Origin of the sequence: Flaviflexus sp. (assembly GCF_052087705.1) — a bacterium.
In the GTDB taxonomy this organism is placed as follows: domain Bacteria; phylum Actinomycetota; class Actinomycetes; order Actinomycetales; family Actinomycetaceae; genus Flaviflexus; species Flaviflexus ciconiae.
The window spans coordinates 26,783-47,286 of sequence record NZ_JBQCYC010000004.1 but is presented as its reverse complement, the minus strand read 5'-3'; the positions used below and the strand labels follow the sequence as shown (position 1 = coordinate 47,286).

General features: G+C 59.3%; 12 protein-coding genes, 1 tRNA gene and 2 pseudogenes. 6 read left to right on the top strand and 9 right to left on the bottom strand.

Going from position 1 to position 20,504, the window contains the following annotated elements:
• Positions 1 to 107: 107 nt before the first annotated feature.
• The 3 genes from ACTHUY_RS03345 to aceE form a co-directional block, all read right to left on the bottom strand.
• Positions 108 to 2,024: an ABC transporter ATP-binding protein gene (locus tag ACTHUY_RS03345; protein WP_441655399.1), complete on the bottom strand. Its 1,917-nt coding sequence runs from the start codon at positions 2,022 to 2,024 to the stop codon at positions 108 to 110.
• Entirely contained in the window at positions 2,021 to 3,772 is a 1,752-nt protein-coding gene (locus ACTHUY_RS03340; RefSeq protein ID WP_441655400.1) for an ABC transporter ATP-binding protein, read from the bottom strand. Before ACTHUY_RS03340 ends, ACTHUY_RS03345 begins: the two co-directional genes overlap by 4 nt.
• Positions 3,773 to 3,835: 63 nt before the next feature.
• Complete coding sequence (aceE, locus tag ACTHUY_RS03335; RefSeq protein WP_441655401.1) at positions 3,836 to 6,589, bottom strand: pyruvate dehydrogenase (acetyl-transferring), homodimeric type; 2,754 nt, start codon at positions 6,587 to 6,589, stop codon at positions 3,836 to 3,838.
• A gap of 305 nt (positions 6,590 to 6,894) precedes the next feature.
• Between aceE and ACTHUY_RS03330 the strand changes: the two genes are divergently transcribed.
• Entirely contained in the window at positions 6,895 to 7,278 is a 384-nt protein-coding gene (locus ACTHUY_RS03330; protein WP_228201659.1) for a DUF3052 family protein, read from the top strand.
• A gap of 425 nt (positions 7,279 to 7,703) precedes the next feature.
• Here ACTHUY_RS03330 and ACTHUY_RS03325 read toward each other — a convergent pair.
• Positions 7,704 to 8,407: pseudogene (locus tag ACTHUY_RS03325) on the bottom strand (carbon-nitrogen hydrolase family protein).
• A 481-nt stretch (positions 8,408 to 8,888) separates the two neighbouring features.
• Between ACTHUY_RS03325 and aspA the strand changes: the two are divergent.
• Both aspA and ACTHUY_RS03315 read left to right on the top strand, forming a co-directional pair.
• A complete protein-coding gene (gene aspA / locus ACTHUY_RS03320; protein WP_441655402.1) occupies positions 8,889 to 10,334 on the top strand; it encodes an aspartate ammonia-lyase in 1,446 nt (481 codons plus the stop codon).
• 109 nt (positions 10,335 to 10,443) lie between these two features.
• The gene (locus ACTHUY_RS03315) at positions 10,444 to 10,851 is read left to right on the top strand and encodes a hypothetical protein (protein ID WP_441677652.1); all 408 of its coding nucleotides are present in this window, start codon (positions 10,444 to 10,446) and stop codon (positions 10,849 to 10,851) included.
• 434 nt (positions 10,852 to 11,285) lie between these two features.
• On the opposite strand, the gene arfB is transcribed toward ACTHUY_RS03315, so the two are convergent.
• From arfB to ACTHUY_RS03295, 4 genes are all read right to left on the bottom strand, one after another.
• Entirely contained in the window at positions 11,286 to 11,726 is a 441-nt protein-coding gene (gene arfB, locus ACTHUY_RS03310; protein WP_441655405.1) for an alternative ribosome rescue aminoacyl-tRNA hydrolase ArfB, read from the bottom strand.
• A gap of 90 nt (positions 11,727 to 11,816) precedes the next feature.
• A complete protein-coding gene (locus ACTHUY_RS03305) occupies positions 11,817 to 12,437 on the bottom strand; it encodes a response regulator (RefSeq protein WP_441655406.1) in 621 nt (206 codons plus the stop codon).
• On the bottom strand, positions 12,434 to 13,609 hold the full coding sequence (locus tag ACTHUY_RS03300) for a sensor histidine kinase (RefSeq protein WP_441677707.1): 1,176 nt from the start codon (positions 13,607 to 13,609) through the stop codon (positions 12,434 to 12,436). Before ACTHUY_RS03300 ends, ACTHUY_RS03305 begins: the two co-directional genes overlap by 4 nt.
• Before the next feature lie 34 nt (positions 13,610 to 13,643).
• Positions 13,644 to 15,662, bottom strand: coding sequence for an MMPL family transporter (locus tag ACTHUY_RS03295; RefSeq protein WP_441655407.1), 2,019 nt, complete (start codon positions 15,660 to 15,662; stop codon positions 13,644 to 13,646).
• Positions 15,663 to 16,328: 666 nt separating this feature from the next.
• On the opposite strand from ACTHUY_RS03295, the gene ACTHUY_RS03290 reads away from it, so the two are divergent.
• The 3 genes and pseudogenes from ACTHUY_RS03290 to ACTHUY_RS03280 form a co-directional block, all read left to right on the top strand.
• A tRNA-Val gene (locus ACTHUY_RS03290) sits at positions 16,329 to 16,402 on the top strand.
• A gap of 1,250 nt (positions 16,403 to 17,652) precedes the next feature.
• Complete coding sequence (locus ACTHUY_RS03285) at positions 17,653 to 17,916, top strand: helix-turn-helix domain-containing protein (protein ID WP_441655408.1); 264 nt, start codon at positions 17,653 to 17,655, stop codon at positions 17,914 to 17,916.
• Positions 17,917 to 18,265: 349 nt separating this feature from the next.
• Positions 18,266 to 18,898: pseudogene (locus tag ACTHUY_RS03280) on the top strand (IS3 family transposase); the annotation flags it as partial.
• Positions 18,899 to 19,092: 194 nt separating this feature from the next.
• Here ACTHUY_RS03280 and ACTHUY_RS03275 read toward each other — a convergent pair.
• On the bottom strand, positions 19,093 to 20,310 hold the full coding sequence (locus tag ACTHUY_RS03275; protein ID WP_441677650.1) for a hypothetical protein: 1,218 nt from the start codon (positions 20,308 to 20,310) through the stop codon (positions 19,093 to 19,095).
• Between the last annotated feature and the right edge of the window lie 194 nt (positions 20,311 to 20,504).

Below are 20,504 nucleotides of genomic sequence, written 5' to 3'. Positions count from 1 at the left end.
GCCGCAGAAAGCACAAAAACTTCGGCAGGGGGAACCCGCGAAAGGTATTGCCCGCCACGAGCCGGGCAATACCGTTGCCAGAATGTTCTGGCCAGTTGTGTCGTTGACTACTGCACGTGCTGATCCTCTTCGCGGTTCTCGAACTGGGCCTGGTAGAGGTTGGCGTAGGCTGCGCCCTTCTCGATGAGTTCGTGATGGGTACCCTGCTCGACAACGTCGCCGTTCTCCATGTAGACGATGAGATCGGCCTCCCGAATCGTGGAGAGACGGTGGGCGATGACGAAGGAGGTCCTGCCGGACTTGAGGCGGCCCATGGCTTCCTGGACCATCATTTCCGTTCTCGTGTCGACCGACGATGTGGCCTCGTCGAGAATAAGGATCTCGGGGTCCGCCAGGTAGGCCCTGGCGATCGTGATGAGCTGCTTCTCGCCGACAGAGATGGTTTCACCATCGTCGTCCACAACCGTGTCGAGCCCCTTCGGTAGCTGATTGGCCAGGCGGTCCACCGAGGCTGCCTTGGCGGCTTCGAGGATCTCTTCCGGGGTTGCATTGTCTTTCGCGAAGGCAATGTTCTCGGCAATTGTTCCCTCGAACAGCCACGTGTCCTGAAGGACCATGCCCATGTTCTCCCGAAGGGATTCCTTGGAGATGGTCTTCGCGTCATCGCCGTCAACGAGGATCTGGCCGGAGTCGATTTCGTAGAAGCGCAGAAGTAGATTCACCAGGGTTGTCTTGCCCGCGCCGGTGGGGCCGACAATGGCAACCGTCTGTCCGGGCTTTGCGTGGAGGGAGAGGCCCGTAATAACCGGGGTGCCTTCATCGTAGGAGAACCTGACGTCCTTGAACTCGACCTCACCGCGGCGCTTTTCGGGAAGGGTGCCATGGGCGTCCTCTTCCATCTCGTCCGCATCCAGGAAGACAAAGATGCGTTCGGCGCTGGCTGCGCCGGACTGGAGGAGGTTGGCCATGGAGGCGAGCTGCCCGAGTGGCTGGGTGAACTGGCGGGAGTACTGGACGAAGGCCTGGACTGCACCGAGGGTGATCGTTCCGGAGGCGACCTGGATGCCGCCGACGACGGCGACAATGACGTAGCCGACGTTGGAAACGAGGTTCATGGCGGGCTGCATGAGGCCTGAGATGAACTGGGCCATGAATGATGAGTGACGGAGCTTCTCGTTGCGTTCGCCGAACTCGGTGGTGAAGACCTCTTCGAGACCGAATGCCGTCACAACCTCGTGGCCCGTGAAGGCTTCTTCAACGGTGTCGGAGACCTTACCGGTGGTGGACCACTGGTCGCGGAAGTGGGGCTGTGCCAGCTTCATGATCTTGGTTGCTAACCAGATGCCTCCGGGAACCACCAGGAAGGTCAGGAGAGCGAGCTGCCAGCTGATGACAAACATCATGGCGGTAATGCCAGCCATGGTCAGCAGGTTCTGGAAGACCGAGTTCAGGGTCTGCATAAGAGTCTGCGTGATGTTGTCAACGTCGTTCGTGACGCGCGACAGCAGGTCACCGCGGGAACGCTGATCGATGTAGGACAGCGGGATACGGTCAATCTTGGCCTGGGCCTTGTCACGCAACTCCCAGCCAAGGTTCTGCACGACCACCCGGATGATCCAGCCCGCAATGAACTGGAGGACGGCAGCGATCACGTAAATGATGGCGACAAAGATGAGAATCCTGCCGAGGTCGCCGAAGTCGATTCCTTGACCGGGAACGACGTCGGCTCTGCCCACCATGTTGGCAAGCTCGTTACGCCCGTCTGCTTCAAGGCGGGCAACGGTTTCTTCGGGGGAGAGGCCGGACGGCATGTCTGCCAGGACCCCGCCGAGAACGCCAACGTAGATGATGTCGGTCGCCTGCCCGAGAAGGGCTGGCCCCGCCACCTGCATGACAACCGCCATCGCGGTGAGGAGAATGATGAGTGCGATCTTGCCCCGCGCTGGCTTCAGCATGGAGAGGATGCGCCTGATTGTGGGGCCGAAGTTCTGTGATTTCTCGCCCGGTGCTACGCCCTGTCTCATGCTGTCTCCTCCGCCGATAGCTGGGATGCGACGATCTCCCGATAGGTGGAGCAGGTTTCCATGAGCTCCTCGTGAGTGCCCTGGCCAACGTCGCGGCCCCCGTCGAGGACGAGGATCTGGTCGGCGCCGCGGATTGTCGAGATTCGCTGAGCGACAATCAGGACGGCAACGTTAGGAATTGCGTCGGGAAGAGCTGCTCTCAGCTTCTTGTCGGTTGCAAAGTCCAGGGCCGAGAACGAGTCATCAAAAATAATGAGGTCAACATCTTCGGCCATGGCACGGTAGAGGGCACGTGCAATCGTGAGCCGCTGGCGCTGACCACCGGAAAGATTGCGTCCGCCCGGGTCAATGGGGGAAAGCAGTTTCTTGTCGAGCTTCTCAACAAACTCGGTTGCCTGAGCAGCATCCAATGCCCGCCAAATTCTTTCCTCATCAAATGTGTCGGCGCCTCTTTTCCCAGTAACTGTCGAGGCGATTGTGCCGGCGAACAGGTAGGCTTTCTGTGGGACGAGAGCGATCCGCTTGCGAAGCTGCGATGGATCGAAATCCCGTAGATCAATACCGCCGAGGCTAACGTGTCCCGGGGAGGGGTCGACCATGCGGGAAAGCAGGTGGACAAGGGTGGTCTTACCGGAGCCGGTGCCACCGACAATGGCGGTCGTTGTTCCGCTTGGCATCGACAGGTTGATTGAGTCAAGAACCGGACGGTCCGCATCCTCAAACTGGACCGTGGCATTCTCCAGCGCAAATGTTGCGGGAGACGGCGGAAGATCGGTCGGTGCGGCTGAGGAGATGATGGAAATATCGGTGTCAAGAACAGCACCGATACGTCCCGCGGAGACGCGTGCGCGGGGCACGATCATGAACATCATAGATGCCATCATGACGGCCATGAGGATCTGCATGAGGTAGTTGATAAAGGCAATGAGGGAGCCGACCTGCATGCCGCCGTCTTCGATGCGGTGACCACCGAACCAGACGATGGCGACGGAGGAGATGCCAATGAGCATTTGAATGACCGGCATCATAAAAGCCCACCGGGTACCGATCTGGAGCCAAACTTTCCGCATGTTGTTATTTGCTTCGCGGAAGCGCTTCTTCTCGGCCCGCTGACGCAGGAAGGCGCGGATCACGCGGACACCGGTGAGCTGCTCGCGCAGGATCCGGTTGATTGTGTCGACGCGCTTCTGCTGCACCTCGTAGAGGGGGCCGAGCTGGATCATCATGACGGCGACGAAGATACCGAGAACCGGGATGATGATAACGAAGAGTTCGGATAGGACAATGTCCTGAGCCGCCGCCATGACAACACCGCCGATACCCATGATGGGTGCCATGACAATGACCGTGAAGGTCATGTGGATCACCATCTGCACCTGCTGCACGTCGTTCGTGGAGCGAGTGATGAGTGAGGCTGGGCCAAACGAGTGGAGTTCGGCTCGTCCAAACTTTTGGACTTTCGTGAACATCCGGGCACGCAGGTGGGCACCGAGCCCCATGGCAAGCCCCGCACCAACATAGATGGCGGATGCAATGGCTATGACCTGCAGGATTGTCACGCCCAGCATGACGGCGCCGAGGGCCCAGATCTTTCCGATATCGGATTGGAGCACGCCATCGTTGATGATGGCGGCATTGAGAGCCGGGAGCATCAGGGCCGCCATTGATTGAACAAGCTGAAGGGCTATGACGGCAAGGACTTTCCGCTTCCTGACACGCAGATATTCCCAGGATAAACGTACGAGCATCAATGACTTTCTAAACAATGAAGAGGGGCGCCAATAATTGGCGCCCCTCTACTTTGTCACTGTTTACGCATCTCCGCCAGCCTCGCCGGACTGTCCGGCGTTGACGTTGAAGATGTCATAGCGGTCGATTGCCTCGGCCACGACCGAACGGTCGATGCGGCCCAGATCGGCGAGCGTTGAGAGGGCGCGAACCACCAACGTGTGAGCGTCGATCTTGAACTGGCGACGTGCCGCTGCGCGGGTGTCGGAGTAGCCGAAACCATCCGCACCGAGCGTCGAGTAGGTACCGGGAACCCAAGCGCGGATCGAATCCTGGACCTGGTGCTCGAAGTCCGACGTGGCGACGAAAACATCGGCGTCGTGCTGGAGCTTCTCGGTCACGTACGGAGTCTTGCGCTCCTCGTTCGGGTAGAGGTAGTTGTGCTCTTCTGCTGCGAGGGCATCCTTGCGGAGCTCGTACCAGGAGGTGACTGAGTAGACGTTTGCCTTAACGCCCCACTCGGACTCGAGGATCTCCTTGGCGTGGAGCGCCCACGGCACACCAACACCGGAGGAAAGCAGGCCGACACGGTTGCCGTCACCCTCGGGTGCATCCGCGATCTTGTGGATACCGCGAATGATGCCGTCGACGTCAACGTTCTCCGGCTCAGCAGGCTGAACCATCGGCTCGTTGTAGACGGTCATGTAGTACATGACGTCCTGGTCGCGACCATCGCTACCATCGCCGTACATGCGCTTGATGCCATCCTTGACGATGTGGGTGATCTCGTAGGAGTACGCCGGATCGTAAATGATCATCGCCGGGTTGGTTGACGCAAGGACGGGGGAGTGCCCATCCATGTGCTGCGTACCCTCACCGGTCAGCGTGGTGCGGCCAGCGGTGGCACCGATGATGAAGCCGCGTGCCAGCTGGTCGGCGGCGGCCCAGAACTGGTCGCCGGTGCGCTGGAAGCCGAACATCGAGTAGAAGATGTAGAACGGCATCATCATCTCGCCGTGGACAGCGTGCGAGGTTCCGACCGTTGCAAGCGTGGCGGCGGAGCCGGCCTCGTTGATACCCATGTGGAGGATCTGGCCGGTCTGGGCTTCCTTGTAGGAAAGGAGCAGGTCGGCGTCCACCGAGGTGTAGTTCTGGCCGTGCGTGTTGTAGATCTTCGCGGTTGGGAAGATCGCATCGAGACCGAACGTACGGGCCTCGTCCGGAATGATCGGGACAACGCGCTTGCCAAACTCCTTGTCCTTCATGAGCTCCTTGAGGAGACGCACGAGGGCCATGGTGGTTGCGACCTTCTGCTGGCCGGAGCCCTTCTTGAGAACGTCGAAACGCTTCTCCTCGGGGAGCTTGATGCCGTTCCAGGTGGTGCGGCGCTCCGGCAGGTAGCCACCGAGGGCCTTCCGGCGGTCCTGCATGTACTGGTATGCCTCGTTGCTTGGCGAGGGACGGTAGTACGGGGCGCTGTACGGATCCTCGAGCTGCGAATCGTCAATGTCGAGGCTGAGCACATCGCGCAGACCCATGAGGTCCTGCTCGTTCAGCTTCTTCATCTGGTGGGTCGAGTTACGGCCAGCGAAGTTGGTACCGAGCAGGTAGCCCTTAATGGTGTGGGCGAGAATAACGGTGGGCTGGCCGGTGTGCTCGGTTGCCGACTTGTAGGCGGCGTAAACCTTGCGGTAGTCGTGGCCACCGCGCTTGAGCGACCAGATCTTTTCATCCGACCAGTCCTTGACCATGGCCTTGGTGCGGGGATCGCGGCCGAAGAAGTTCTCGCGGACGAACGCACCGTCGTTGGCCTTGAAGCCCTGGTAGTCACCATCGAGGGTTGTGTTCATGATGTTGACGAGGGCGCGGTCGTGATCGGCCTCAAGCAGCGGATCCCATTCGCGGCCCCAAATGACCTTGATGACGTTCCAGCCGGCACCGCGGAAGAACGCCTCGAGCTCCTGAATGATCTTGCCGTTACCGCGAACCGGGCCGTCGAGGCGCTGCAGGTTGCAGTTGATGACGAAGTTCAGGTTGTCCAGACCCTGCTGTGAGGCCAGCTGGAGCATGCCGCGCGACTCTGGTTCGTCCATCTCGCCGTCACCGAGGAATGCCCAAACCTGCTGCTCGTTCGTGTCCTTGATGCCACGGTCATGCATGTACTTGTTGAACCAGGCCTGGTGAATTGCCTGGGCCGGACCGAGACCCATGGAGACCGTGGGGAACTCCCAGAAGTCCTCCATGCGGCGCGGGTGCGGGTAGGAGGGGAGACCACGTCCGGCAGCGGGGCGGGAATGCTCCTGGCGGTAGCCATCCATGTCGGCCTCGGTGAGGCGGCCCTCAACGAAAGCGCGGGCGTAGTTACCGGGGGCCGCGTGGCCCTGGAAGAACACCTGGTCGCCGCCGCCCGGATGGGACTTGCCGCGGAAGAAGTGGTTGAAGCCAACTTCGTAGAGGGATGAGACGGAAGCGTAGGACGAAATGTGTCCGCCTACCTGGACGCCGGGGCGCTGTGCGCGGGTGACCTGAACGGCAGCATTCCAACGGACCCAGCGGCGGATCTCGCGCTCGAGCCTCTCATCGCCGGGGAAGTACGGTTCGTCCTGCACGGCGATCGTGTTGACGTACGGGGTGTTCAGGTTGGTTGGGACCTGGATGTTGCGCTCGCGTGCGCGACGCAACATCGACAGGAGGATGTAACGCGCCCGCGGGCCACCGCGGTGGTTGATCAGATCGTCAATTGAGTCGATCCACTCCTGTGTCTCCTCGGAGTCAATGTCCGGTACCTGGCTCAGTAGCCCGTTAATCAGCGGTGATGTATTGTCTTGTGAACTCACAGCATCTCCTTGCAGTGCACTAGAGGGCGCGGGGCGGGCCGACGCTGGCCGACAAGCCCGGGTTACAGTCAAATCTACCGCTTTCCGGGCCGAACGTCCCGCCTCTGGCTGTTCTCTGGCTGTGAAAGTTCCCTCACGCGGTGGGCTTTGTCACCGATTTCTCTCAGTTCGGCCTCAATTGGTGGGTTGACGTGGAAATTTGCTGGAAGATTTGGTCAACTAGTGGTGTGGAAAATCAAGCGACCGCTTCCTCGCGGTCTACACAGGAAAGGACCGGTTCTTCGAACGGATCAGTCGAGCTCGGACTGTTGAACGGGCAGGTGATCCAAGAATTTGGCTGGGATGACGACGTTGACGACGCATTCCGCGCCAGAATCGAAGACGCAACGGGCGAGGAGCTCGTTGATGAATACTACGGGGACGTCTGCGACGGCGCCCTGATCTGGTGGCGTGACGACGACGGCGATGAAGATGATCTTGCCGACCTGCTTGTCGACGCCAAAGGCAATCTCGACGACGGGTCCGGAGTCATCTGGGTCATGATTCCCGCACTGGGAACCGATGGATATGTCGAACACATCGTTGTTGAAGAAGCCGCACAAACGGCTGGCCTCGCCGCAACAACGGCGGCCGCACTCTCCCCAGAATGGACAGGAGTCCGGCTCACGGCGCGAGGACCGCGGCGCTAGCATCACCAGCTAGCGAGACAACAGCGACAAAAAATAAGTAAGCCGTAACCGCGAGTGGGTGGACGGGAAACCGGCCACCCACTCTTACACGTCCGGCAGGCACTGCTCTCGCCTCTTGGATGAGCGGCTACCCTGTTCAAACTCGCCGGGAGCTCCGTAATCAGGGGACCAGAAGCAGCGCAGTTACTAGCCTGGTGTGCTGACCCAGCCGCGGCGAAACTACCAGTACCTCATCAGATTTACCCTTCCGGGCCGTGAGTTCTCGAGCCTCCGAGCCGTGCTGATTTACCGTATTCGGCAGGAATGGATGGGAGAGAGACCATCGTGCGATCGCCCTCCCATCGTCGCTTAGCCGCGTGGCTCAGTTACCTGAACCGGCGTTTCGGTGCGGCTTGTTGGGTAACTGTTTGAAGGTTGTTCCGTGCCTACTCGAATACGACGCTGCTTTGCGGTGCCGTGTTCACGTGGAGTTGGAAGACATCGGGCCGAGCATAGTGCCCGACAGCGTCAAGGTCGAGATGGCTCCGGTCCTTTTCCGACAGGTCAATGTCGGCATAACGGATTGTCTCTTCTCCGTACACCGGACCGGCGAGGACCTCCCCGAGCGGACTGTAGATAACGGAGCCGCCACGGATGACGAGGCCGTTTGCCCCGATTCCGTTCGGGAACTCGGTGCCTTCCGGATAGTCCTCGACTCGTACCAGCTGGCAGGAGGAGAGAACGAAGGTCCGGCCCTCAACCACAATGTGCTGCATCGTGGACTGCCAAGCATCACGATCGTCAACCGTTGGAGCGCAGTGGATCTCGACCCCCTGGGAGTACATGGCTTGGCGGAAGAGCGGCATGTAGTTTTCCCAGCAGATGGCGGTGCCGAGGCGTCCCGCCGGGACTCGACAACGTCAAGCGTGGAACCGTCGCCGAATCCCCAGATCAGTCGCTTGCTTGCCGTCGGCATGAGCTTCCGGTGCTTACCGACAAGGCCGTCGTTGGGGTCAACCATGATTGTCGTGCAGTAGAGCGTGTCACCGAGGCGCTCGATCAGGCCCGTGACGATGAATACGCCGGTCTCTTGGGAGACCTCGATAACAGGGTCAAGGTCGCTACCATCCAGGGAGATAGCTCTCGCCATGTACTCCCGTTCGTGTCCGCGTCAGTGAGCGGAGTTTTTATCACCCCACGTGGCCGCCACGGTCGTGAGCGTTGCCGTCGACACGCCACATTGCACGTTTGATTTCTCAGTCCTTCACTTGCTTGTTCCGAAAGCGTGCTGAATCCTGGGCTTCGCAAAAATAATTCTTAACAAGTGGGCGTCCTTTTTGTCATGAAATATTGCTAATTGCGGTTCCGAATTTTTTGTGCCCATTTCTCGCCGTGCGAAAGACTTGATGAGAAAACATCCGTTTTACTTTGACTTCTTCTGGCTGAGGGCTAATCTGGTGAGTGGTTGACCTGCTGAATCGATGAATTGCTCATCGTCAACAAGTTGGAGCGCGCGGTTGCGACGACGCCGTGTGCCCAAGAGCTTGGAGACAAGAGCCGTGTATCGACTTGGCAGGCGAAGTTACTGTGAGTATTAATAAATCGCGCAGGCGCACTGAAAGGTAGCTGTTTTGAGCACATATCGCATTGAAGAGGATCTCCTTGGAACGAAGGAAATCCCGGCAGAGGCCTACTACGGAGTGCATACGCTCCGTGCGGTCGAAAACTTCCCCATGTCGGGCAGGCTGGTCCGGGACGTGCCGGAGTTCGTCCGTGCCATTGTCCAGGTGAAGAAGGCCTCAGCTCTTGCCAACAAGGAGCTCGGCTCCCTGCCTGCCGATATCGCGGATGCGATTGTTGCTGGCTGCGATGAGGTCTTGGAAAAGAGCCGCTGTATGGACCAGTTCCCGATCGACCTGTTCCAGGGTGGCGCTGGCACCTCGGTCAACATGAACTCCAACGAGGTCGTTGCGAACCTGGCACTTGAACTGCTCGGTTACGAGAAGGGCCGCTACGACGTCATCAATCCGAACGATCACGTCAACAAGTCGCAGTCGACCAACGACGCTTACCCGACGGCCCTGCGCCTCGCCATCTACACCATCTCTGCCCAGCTCGTCACGAAGCTCAAGACTCTCGTGGAGTCCCTCCGTTCCAAGAGCGAGGAGTTCTCGGGATTGCTGAAGATGGGCAGAACCCAGCTTCAGGACGCGGTTCCGATGACGCTCGGAGCAGAGTTCGGTGGATGGGCAACCACGCTCGAAGAGGAAGTTGTCATCCTCTCCCGCGCCACACACTACCTCCTCCACGTGAACCTGGGTGCGACCGCAATCGGCACCCGCCTCAACACCCCCGAAGGCTACGCGGAAGTCGCCGCGCGTAAGCTCGGCAGTGTCGCTAGCCTGGATATCTCGTCCTCGCCGGACCTTGTCGAAGCTACCTCCGACACCGGTGACTACGTGCTTGCACACGCAGCACTTAAGCGCGTTGCATCCAAGCTCTCGAAGATCTGTAACGATCTTCGTCTCCTGTCGTCCGGCCCGCGCGCCGGTCTCAACGAGATCAACCTGCCGGAGAGGCAGGCGGGATCGTCGATCATGCCCGCGAAGGTCAACCCCGTTATCCCCGAAGTTGTTAACCAGGTCTGCTTCAAGGTCATCGGCAACGATGTCACCGTCACCATGGCAGCGGAAGCAGGGCAGCTCCAGCTCAACGTCATGGAGCCGGCACTTGCCGAAGCAACCTTCGAGTCCCTCAATCTCCTCATGAACGCCTGCGACACCCTCCGCACCAAGTGCATCGACGGCATCACCGCCAACGAAGAGCGGGCACGCGCCTACGTTGAGAACTCGATCGGTATTGTCACCTACCTGAACCCGATCATCGGTCACCACAACGGTGATCTCGTCGGTAAGGAATGCGCGCGCACCGGCAAGTCCGTTAAGCAGGTCGTTGTTGAAATGGGACTGCTGACCCCAGCAGAAGTCGACAGCTACCTGACCAATGAAGCCTTCATGACCCCCAGGTACACCGGCAAGATCTGGGCTGAGGGCGAGGCTGGCCTGCCCCAGAAGTAGCCGGTGGCTTTCCCCGAAAATAGGGACTGCTAAGCAAACGCTTTAACAGGAGGCGGGGGTTCAATACCTCCGCCTCCTCGATTGCCCAAACATCATCTACTGTCAGGGTATGACGCATCGCCGATATCGACTCGACTACGACCGGCTCTGGACGGACCCGCCCCATAACGACGGGACCCCCGCGACCGTGCGGCTCGTCGTGGCTGACGGGAAACGGATTAAAGCGGCAGCCGCTGTCGAAGCATGGTTAGCCTCGCTCCCAAAGCTCGGCGAAAACACCTATGGAAGGGGTGGCTGGACCGTTCGGCTGGTCCGCACACCTTCCGAAGAAGAAATGAGCGACGGTGTGACAGAGAAGCGCCCTGGGGATAACTGCGCGAATCGTGTTTGTCTCGACCTGTCCTCCGGAGGCGAGGATGTTCTTGATGGCATCGAAGCCGCAACAGCGGAAGCCTACGAACAGGTTATTCGGAATACGGATCTCTTGGTCTCGTGGGAGCAACTGCCAACCAGATAGTGCCCCGAACCCACGTTGCCACATACGGTGATGAGACCCATGACCGGTGGATTCCTCTGTTTTCGCGTGATGTGGGGGCTTACTGCGGGGGCTTATCGACACCCTGAGGTACGCGACCGGCGCGCGAACAACGATACGGCCACCAGTGCAACGATGAACGCGCCGAGCACCCATGGTCTGGTCTAGCCCGCGTAGCGTGATCTCGACTGAAGCCAAACTGGAGGACGCCACGACCGGCGGGCTCGGATCGCAGCCTGTTTGGTGCGAGCCCGCTCATGTTGGTAAGAGCCTGCTCATGGTTGGTACTCGTGAGCGGGAACGGATCGTTCTCTGTTAAATGACGTGCATAGCGTGGACCGGCAACTTCACGGCCGGACGAACAGCCATTGCGAGATACCGGGCAGCGACCAGCTCATCGGCACTGGTTACCGAAATCAATGCGATTCTGGCGGTCTGCGGTTCTGCTTAATCTCGGAGCGGCGGCGCTTAGCCTCGAGCCGGCGGCGCTTAGCGGCCCTGCTTGGCCTGGTTGGCCGGCGAGGGATCGGCGGGATGATCGCATCTCTTAGCAGAGCCGCAAGGCGTTCGCGGGCGGCAACCCGATTGCGGTGCTGTGAGCGCTGTTCGGAGGCACTGATCGTCAGTACCGTGCCATTCAGACGTTCCTCGAGGTGCGTTATTGCACGACGCTTCTGGACTTCAGTGAGCGCCGATGTCTGCCCGACATCGAAGCTCAACTGGACGCGTGAATCGGTCGTGTTGACGCTTTGTCCGCCAGGGCCTGAAGAGCGGGAAAACTGCTCGACAAGTTCCGCCGCTGGAATGGTCAAACCATTGGGTGCGCCGGGGCCGGGAAGGATGTGCAGATCGTCCATGGTAATAAGTCTCGATAAAGATCCGATTGGCGGGCCACGCGGCCTACGACCATCTGCACTCGACTCTACACCGGCAAAGAGCCGATACTCCTAGATCAACCCGGTACTTTGGGCGAGGTGAATTGCTTTTGAGCGACCGTCGACATCGAGCTTGGTGAAGATGTGAGAGATGTGGCTCTTGACCGTAGCTTCTGCAATGAAGAGGGCTTTGGAAATCTCTCTATTGGTAGCTCCGGTTGCGAGTAGTGAGAGAACTTCGATCTCGCGGCCCGTGAGTTTCGGCAACGGGTTTCGAACTCCGCGGAGTACTCGGGAGGCAACATCGGGAGTGAGAACGAGCTCGCCATCACGTGCGCGGCCAATAGCGTCGATAATCGTCTCCGGGTCTGCGTCTTTGAGCAGGTAGCCAGCGGCGCCGGCCTCGATTGCCCCAACAATTTCAGCATCTCGATCGAAAGTCGTGAGGATGATGACGGCTGGAGGGGGATTGAGCTTCCGTAGCTCAGTGGTTGTCTCAATGCCGTCAATGCCGTCTCCGAGGCGGAGATCGCAGAGGACCACGCTGGGCGCGAGGTGGCGGGCGAGCTGTAATGCTTCTTCGCCGGTGGCGGACTCGCCGACGATGGTGATATCGGGGTCTTGGTCGAGGACGGCACGCAGGCCGCTACGTACCACCGGATGGTCATCCACGAGAAGGACCGTGGTTGTCATGACTGCTCCTCAAAGGCGTGTGGGATGTGGATGGAGATGGCTGTGCCCTCGCCCGGGGCGGACTCGATGTCTATTCCTCCGCCGAGCTCGCGCAGGCGTGACCTCATGAACCGGATGCCGAAACTCGCGGATGCCACGTTTGATTCCTGTTCCCAGGCGGCAGCATCAAAACCCCGACCGTCATCCATGATGTCAAGGCGTATCGCGTCTCCAGCATCGCTCAGACTAACGGTCACATGTTGAGCGCCGGAGTGGAGGCGCACATTGGCCAGAGCAGATTGTGCAGAGCGTAGCAGTGCGACGTCGGCATCGGATGACAGTGCAGGTAGCGAGGGATCAATGTGAAGAGCGGTCTCGATACCGGTTTCTTTCGCCAACTTCACAAGTAGCTGGTCCAGTGCCGTGCTCAGTGCACTGTGCTCGAGCTCGGCAGGCGCGAGCGCCGCAACGATCCTGCGGACGTCGGCAAGGCTCTCCCTCGCAAGTGCTCCGATCTGTTCGAAGGCCCGGGCGGACTCGGGGTCGGAGGTTGGGGTAGCCGCAGCGTGGGCAAGCAGCCGGATCGAAGAGAGTCCCTGCGCGACGGTGTCATGGATCTCCCGCGATAGCCGAGTGCGCTCAGATATTGCGCCCGAGTGCCGGTGGGCAAGGGCGAGCTCGTCCTGAAGCTCCGCCATCTCCTGCTGTGCCTGCGTGAGTGAGTGGACGAATCTTTCTCGCTCCTGGGCATCTTTTAAGAGCTGCAGGTATCCGCGTGAGATCCCGAAGGCAAAGATGCCGCCAATGAGAGGGCCAAAGACATTCGCGTATGTCGTTGAGCCGTGGTGAAGGATGGGGGCCGCTGTCGCCACGACAAAGACGATGAGCGAATAGACGATCCCCCATGTGACCGGCAGGAGATGGCCAGCAAGGAGCCAGAGGAGGAAGGCGAGCCAGATGAAAGCTGATGAGACCGCCACCGTGGCAATCCAGATTGCTGTGAAGCCGAGAAGCCATAAGACGATCACGGTGGTGGAGTTTGTGCGCCTGGGGATCAGCGTGCCGACGGTGTGAGCGCCGATGATCGCCAATCCCGAGATGGTAGCGACGGTCGGCGCCACCCCCTCGCCGGTGGCACGGATGATGCCGACGAGGGTGAGGGCGACCGCGATGACGTACTGGCCCACCTCCATCGCACGCACGGTGCTACGGGATGCTGGCGATTTACTAGACTGCCTCAGGGGCGTGCTCACGAGACTCATGGGATCCTTCGACAGCGGGGGATGTGATTGAGCCCGGCCACCAGATCCGATCCCCGACGAGCGTGAAGAGGGCGGGCACGATAATCGTGCGGACCACCAGCGTATCGACGATGATGCCGATCCCGACAATGAGGCCCAACTGGCCGAGCGTCACGAGCGGAAGCACGCCGAGCGCCGCGAAAACTCCAGCGAGGACGATACCCGCACTGGTGATCACACTACCCGTGTGGGCGACGGATTCAAGGATCCCCGTACGGGTGCCGTAGGCGATGGCCTCCGTCCGAGCCCTGTGCACAAGGAAAATCGTGTAGTCAATCCCGAGGGCAACGAGGAACAGGAACGCAAGGAGTGGCACCTGAATGTCGAGAGCATCCTGCTCGAACAGGAGCCGGCCAAGCCAGGCGCCCGCGCCTATCGCTGCCAGCGAGCTCGCCAGATTGACCACGATAAGGATTGCGGGAGCGATCAGCGAACGCAGAAGCAGTAGGAGAACGATAAAGCTCGCGGCGAGGATGAGCGGGGTGATGATGGTGAGATCGCGCTGACTACCCTCGCGCATATCAACGTCCGAGGCAACGGACCCGCCTACCATCGCATCGGCACCGTCAATGGCAGATACTGCTTCTCTGAGATCGCTGATCTGGGAGAGAGACTCATCTGTGCTGGGTGCAAACTCACTCGTCACCATGATGTTGGTCAGCCCCTCATGCTCCGCAATCGGGTGTGCCCTAACTACGCCGTCGCTGCCGGCAACTTCGGCTACAACCTCCTCGGCATACTCTGAGTTTGTAAGAATGAATATGGGCTGTGCCTCGCCTGCCGGGAAATGCTCCGCGAAAACTTCCAGGCCCGCCGCGGACTCTGACTGAACCCGGAATTTCTCCAGCTGATCCAGGCCGACAGTTGTCCCGACCAGGCCCGTTGCCATGACTGCCAGTAGCAGGGTGCCGCCAGCGAGAGCTCTGCGAGGTTTGCTGACCACTCTGGTCGCGATCGTGCGCCACGTGCCGCCGATCTTCTGCTCCGAACCCGGATGGGGAATAAAGGGCCAGAAGATGCGTCGCCCGCACACCGCCAAGAACGGCGGAAGGACGAACATGATGCCCGCCAGCGCGATGAGTAGCCCGAGTGCTGACGAGATCCCAAGGCCCCTAGTGCCGGGGATGACCGACAGAACGAGTGTGAGGAGAGAAAAAACGACTGTAACGTTCGAGGCGAGGATGGCAGGCATCGACTTTTGCCATGCGGTCGCGAGTGCTACGCGGTGATCCTCGTGTTTCAGCAGTTCTTCGCGATAGCGCGAGATCAGAAGTAGAGCGTAGTTTGTTCCAGCGCCGAAGACGAGAACACTGATGATTCCGGCATCAAACTCCAGGTTCCACGCCTCGCCGGCGGCTGCAGTGACTCGCCCGGCCAGCCCGTCAGACAGCGCCACGACCGTGAGCGGAACGAGCCAGAGGACTGGGGACCGGTAGGTGACGATGAGAAGAATCGCGACGATCGCGATCGTGACAGCAAGCAGGGTGAAATCTGCACCGTCGAACGATGCCGCAATATCGGCACCAAATGCCGGACCACCCGTGACCCACACATCGAGACCGTCGGGAACTTCATTGCCGATATCGGCACGCAGGGCATCAATTGTCTCCGCGGTCTGCGAGTTGTTGTCACCGACAGTAATCGGCGTAGAGATGACAGCCGCATGACGATCCTCGCTCACGATCGGCTCTGAGCTACTAGCCGCCGTTACGGTCACGAGCGACTGAAAATCGTCAAGATCGGAGATGGTTAAGGGCTCACCATCCTCGCGTGCGGCGACGACTAGGAGTGATTGCTGATCAGCGTCCGGGAAATCAGCCATGAGGTTGCTGACACGAGTTGATTCAGAATTTTCGGGTGCCTGCGTAGGTGAGGAAGGTGACTGTGCGGAGCCGAACAGCCCGAAAAGGAGGACGAGAACAATGAGGGAGATCCCTAGTGTCATCCATGCGCCTCGGCGCGAGACCAGTTTCTTGGAGAACCGTAAAGAAAGCGAAGAAGTTGCCATAGTGACAATTCCAGTCGCTTCGGCACCGGGAAACATCGGACCGGATGCTGAAAGTTAAATCATCCAAAAGACTGATGCCTGGGTCCCGAAACTCCGCTATCTGTCAGACACCGACCCTCGACTGCGCAACGAGAGGCTAGCGCACAAATGAGTGCACGGGGACCAAGAAATTTCAGAATTAGGGAAAAATCTGAGCCCTGTACCCGCGCGGATGCTTTCAGCACTGATGCGCTCCTGGCCGCCACTGGAGTAGCAGAGGGGACGTATGGCAGGTATAAAATCTTGCCCGATCTAGAACTTGGCGCGTCTTAAAACATCGATCGTTGATGCTGGCCTCTAGACCACGCGTTTACGGAACCAATGTGCGTTCTACAAGTCTTGGAAATATTCTCAACGCCAAAACGAACTGCCGGATGCGAGGCCTGCGCGCCAGAAGGCGCGAGAGGCGCCAATCACTCCCGCCTACTCGACGCTAACTCTGGTCCCGGATTGTGTGTGCTTCTTTACACTTCAAAGATTGGTCCTCGCCAAGTAATCCGTGTAAAGTCACTAATCGATCAGCACCGCGTGATCAGCTCTCGCAGGCGAGTGTCAAGCGGGGCTGGGCCTGTAGCTCAGTTGGTTAGAGCGCCACGTTTACACCGTGGATGTCGGGGGTTCGAGTCCCTCCGGGCCCACAAATGAGTCGGGACATAGGTGACGGATCTGTGTCCCGACTCTTTCGCTTTGAGGAGCGGGTGCGGTCCTCATATTTTTGCTGGTACAAAGTCCGCCACACGACAGAGGGAAGCGCAAAGTAACTGAATTACCCATATGAAGCGAGGGAATTGACGGACTCGTCCATGGTGTAGATCGTGCACTGTCTACAACCCGGATATGGAGTGCTGGGACACTGGACGTATAGTTTTGCTCGGGTAGCTGATCAAGACTATTAGCACCCACTGTGTCAACAGGTCGATGTCGAGCGAGAATGTGCACTTATTAAATCAAAATTAAGATGCCAACGCTACGTGTGTGTCTGTAAACGGCATGTCAAACAAGGGCAGATCGCCCGTAGGGGCTCACTTCCAGAGGGCTAAGCGGTATTCCGTCAGCCTTGACCGGCCCGGTAACTTTGGCAGGTGTCACTCCGCGATGCGTGGAACCTGTTCTCAGATTGCTTGTGGTGATCGACATAACCGATTCAGAATTGAGCAGGGATTGTATCGAGTCCTATTCGTGATCGGCGATTGGGCTCGAACCAAGAAGGTAATGGCAGGTCAGCAGTGAGAGAACCGCATGACCACACCCGCCGTGAGCGCTATTCACATCAGGACAGCAGACTGTGTACGTGCACCCCGTCCTTTTTGCTGTACCCGGGGAGTCACGTCGGGAAACTTATTGATGGAGATCAGTCGAACCGGGCGTGGTAAGACATGCCGTGTCACTTGAGTGCGGATCTTCGTGGTGATTGCGCCAAAGAGTCAATTTCAGACGAGCGCCGAGGGGTTCTGCGAACCGAAGTTGACATGGCACTTCGAAGGGCGGCCAAGGGGGAAACTTGTGCGGGACGATGAGAGCTATTGGTGCGTGAAAAGTGATGCGGCACGACTCCGAAATCACTCCGATGTCCTAGAACTCAGGGTCCCTGAGCCGCTTGAGTTTAACGGAAAGTAGTGGGTATGCCGAATCTATGACGCGGAGCCCAACAACTCGAAGCGAATTGTCAGTTTTGGTTCACAACGTAAGCAAGTAAAGGGGCGAGGAGAAGTGGCAGTGTGGCCATTCGCAAAGAGGGAGTAGGGTCGTCGGATACCTATAGCTTGCGGCCGTGGGTGGATTTGGTTCGGTCAGTTTGGGCAGCAAACTAACTCAAAACACTATGGCGAAAACGCAATGCGTGCGTTTTTGTTCGTTGCACCGCGTCGTAGTTACGTTGGGGTAAGCAATGGTCGTGACAATTAGATTGACGGAAGACCAGGTGTTTGGGTGGTCGCTGGATCAGGCCCAGCGAGACGAAGAGCTCTTGGAAGCTCTTGTCGAGATTCGTCGTTCAAGAGAGCCGGCTGGACTAACCCAGAAAGCTGTCGCGCGGATTATGGGCACGGATCAGGCGAGTGTTTCGCGGCTGGAACCTGGGCGGAAAAATCTACGTAGAACGACACTTCGTGAGTACGCGGTAGCCATCGGTACAGAAATCCATTCGAAGTGAAGCACGTAGCGGGCCACCCCTGCCGGTCGGAAACAGAAGCAGCCGAAGGCGGCGCAGAACCTACGTTATAACGCGGTTCGTGACTGGCGGTGAAGCATGAAAGTGGCCAGACATTGCGTTGCGTTTGCCCGGTCACTTTCATTATTGGAACTCGATTGAGTCGGTTTGCTTAGTCGACCCAGCCGGTGATCCTGCGTTCCAGCCATGAGACGACGGAGTTGATGAAGACGGCGAGGATCATGATGAATAGGGAGATGCCCCAGATACCGACGTAGTCGGAGGTGCGGCCGAAGGCGGTGGCGAGTCCGCGAATGCTGGCAAGGTGATGTGCGAGCGGAACGCGTGGAAGATCTGCCGGGACAACCAGTGGTGGTCCGCGTTTGGGAAGAAGCGGGCCAAGAACGGGAAACGGCCCGGGCTACCAGTCCACGATGATCTCGTGAAGCGGGACTTCTCCACCGATGACGTCAACGAGCTGTGGCTGACCGACATGACCGAGCACTGGACCGCTTGAATTCAAGCCGACGAGGGCAAGCTCTACCTCTGCGCCATCAAGGACGTGTTCTCCCGCCGGATCGTGGGCTACTCGATCAGCTAGCGGATGAGAGCCCGTCTCGCAGTGAACGCCCTGGACAACGCGGTGTCTCGTCGCGATGCTGCCGGATGCATAGTGCACTCGGACCGCGGGAGCCAATTCCGGTCATGGAAATTCGTGCACGCCTTGAACCGTCATCACCTCATCGGTTCGATGGGAAAAGTCGGTGCCGCCGACGACAACGCCTCGATGGAGTCCTTCGTCGCGCTTCTCCAGTAGAACGTCCTGGATCGCAAGCGCTGGAGGACCAGAGAAGAGCTGCGAATCGCCATCATCATCTGGATCGAGAGGACCTACCACCGACGCCGCCGACAGGCCCGCCTGAGCCGATTGCCCCCCATCGAATACGAGACCATCATGAACCCCACCGCGGCCCTCGCGGCCTGACACCCCAACTGTCACCTATCCGTGCGGCAGTCCCTCATCAGCGTTGCGGGTATGGCTATGGTGATCGCTTCTATGTCGTACCAAAAACGAACGTAATAGCTCGTTGAGGGATCCCTCAGTGGGCATTCTTTCGGGAAGGGCTTACGTACGCCAAGAACTTGAACCTCGCCATCCACCGCCGACCTATTGCCTCCTCAGTGGTCCGGGCCTGCATCGGAGTCCTCTGCACGAGATGCGTCGTCGTTCTGCGCCGCGTCGCGGACCGCGCTGTCATTGTTCTCTGCGCTGCGTGAGCGGCGCCGCGCCTCGCGCCGTGCGCGCTCCCGATAGCTATAGGCGGCCTCGAGCACCGACTCTTCACTTTCGAAGCCAGACCCAATCGCACCCGCGATCTTCGCAGCGGCGGTCGCGAACAGGGTCACCAGGAGATACTCGCCCAGTCCGTATTCGTCTCCGGCGTACTGGCTGAACACCTCCGGAGTGAAAACGATCAGCGCGGCAGTCAGGTTCAGGACGAACAGCCCCGCATAGCCGCACGTCACCCCAATAGCGAGGGTCAAGACAGTCGACGCGTTGAACAGCACCGTTCGCTCACGTTCCTGCGGCGGCAGATCTTTGGCTCGTTCCCAGAGGTGGTGATAGACGATGAGCCAAGTGATCATCACCGTAATTGAGGCAACGACGACGGCGACCAGCTGCCACGCTGCCATGGTGAGTGCGAGTTCCCACAGCGTGGTGTTCAACAGATAGAACGCGCTGAACGCGAACGCTCCCACCAACGCCCCTCGGAGACCGGAGACCAGCCGCCACGGACGATTATCCCGGACCATTCCCACGAGCAGCCGCAGACGCCCGCAGTTCGCGAAGATACGGAAGTCGACGCCGTCTTGGTCTGGGGTTGTCAGCTTGAAGGCGCCGCCCAGAGCCGGGACCCGTGACCGACGATGCGCCTGGGACCCGTCCTTCGGAGTGGTCCCGCCGCGCATGTCCCTAATGAGCTGTGTCACCACCTCTGGAACTCGTCTTCGTAGGCTCATGGCCCCGAAGGCCGGCAGTGAAACCACCGCCACATTCCGACTGTGGTTGGCGTCAGCGACGACGGGGCGCCGGTCGATCATCAGTGGGAGGTCGGTCACGCATACCGCGAGGTCCCAGCCATGTTCCCGCATACGCTCGGCTGCCAGGTCCATCATCTCAAACCGCTTCCCGTCACTGGGAGGCAGCCTCTCTCGGTGCACCTCCACTCTCCAGTGACCGTCAGAGAGCTGCTCGGCGAGTAGGCCAGGCAGTTCCCGTTCGAGATACTTCGCGACTGTCAGGGTGGTGGCGACCGGATCGGCCACCACCCCGACCACTATCTCCCCCGTCGGGCTTTGCGTCGTCCCGATGGGTTCACTCTTGTGAGTCGTCAAAAGTCGACTCCTTCCGTGTTGTCAGTTCGCGTGCTCCTACCGGCTTCTCAGAGTCCCGATTCCTCACCCCAGAGTGCTTCAGCTGATTTCAGGCACCAGGGAAGCAACCCCGGTTCATGTCAGGCGAGAGCACAAGCAGACCGGCGGCCTTGAAGTTCTCTTGCTGCCCCACTCCTCGAGTGAACACTCGAGCC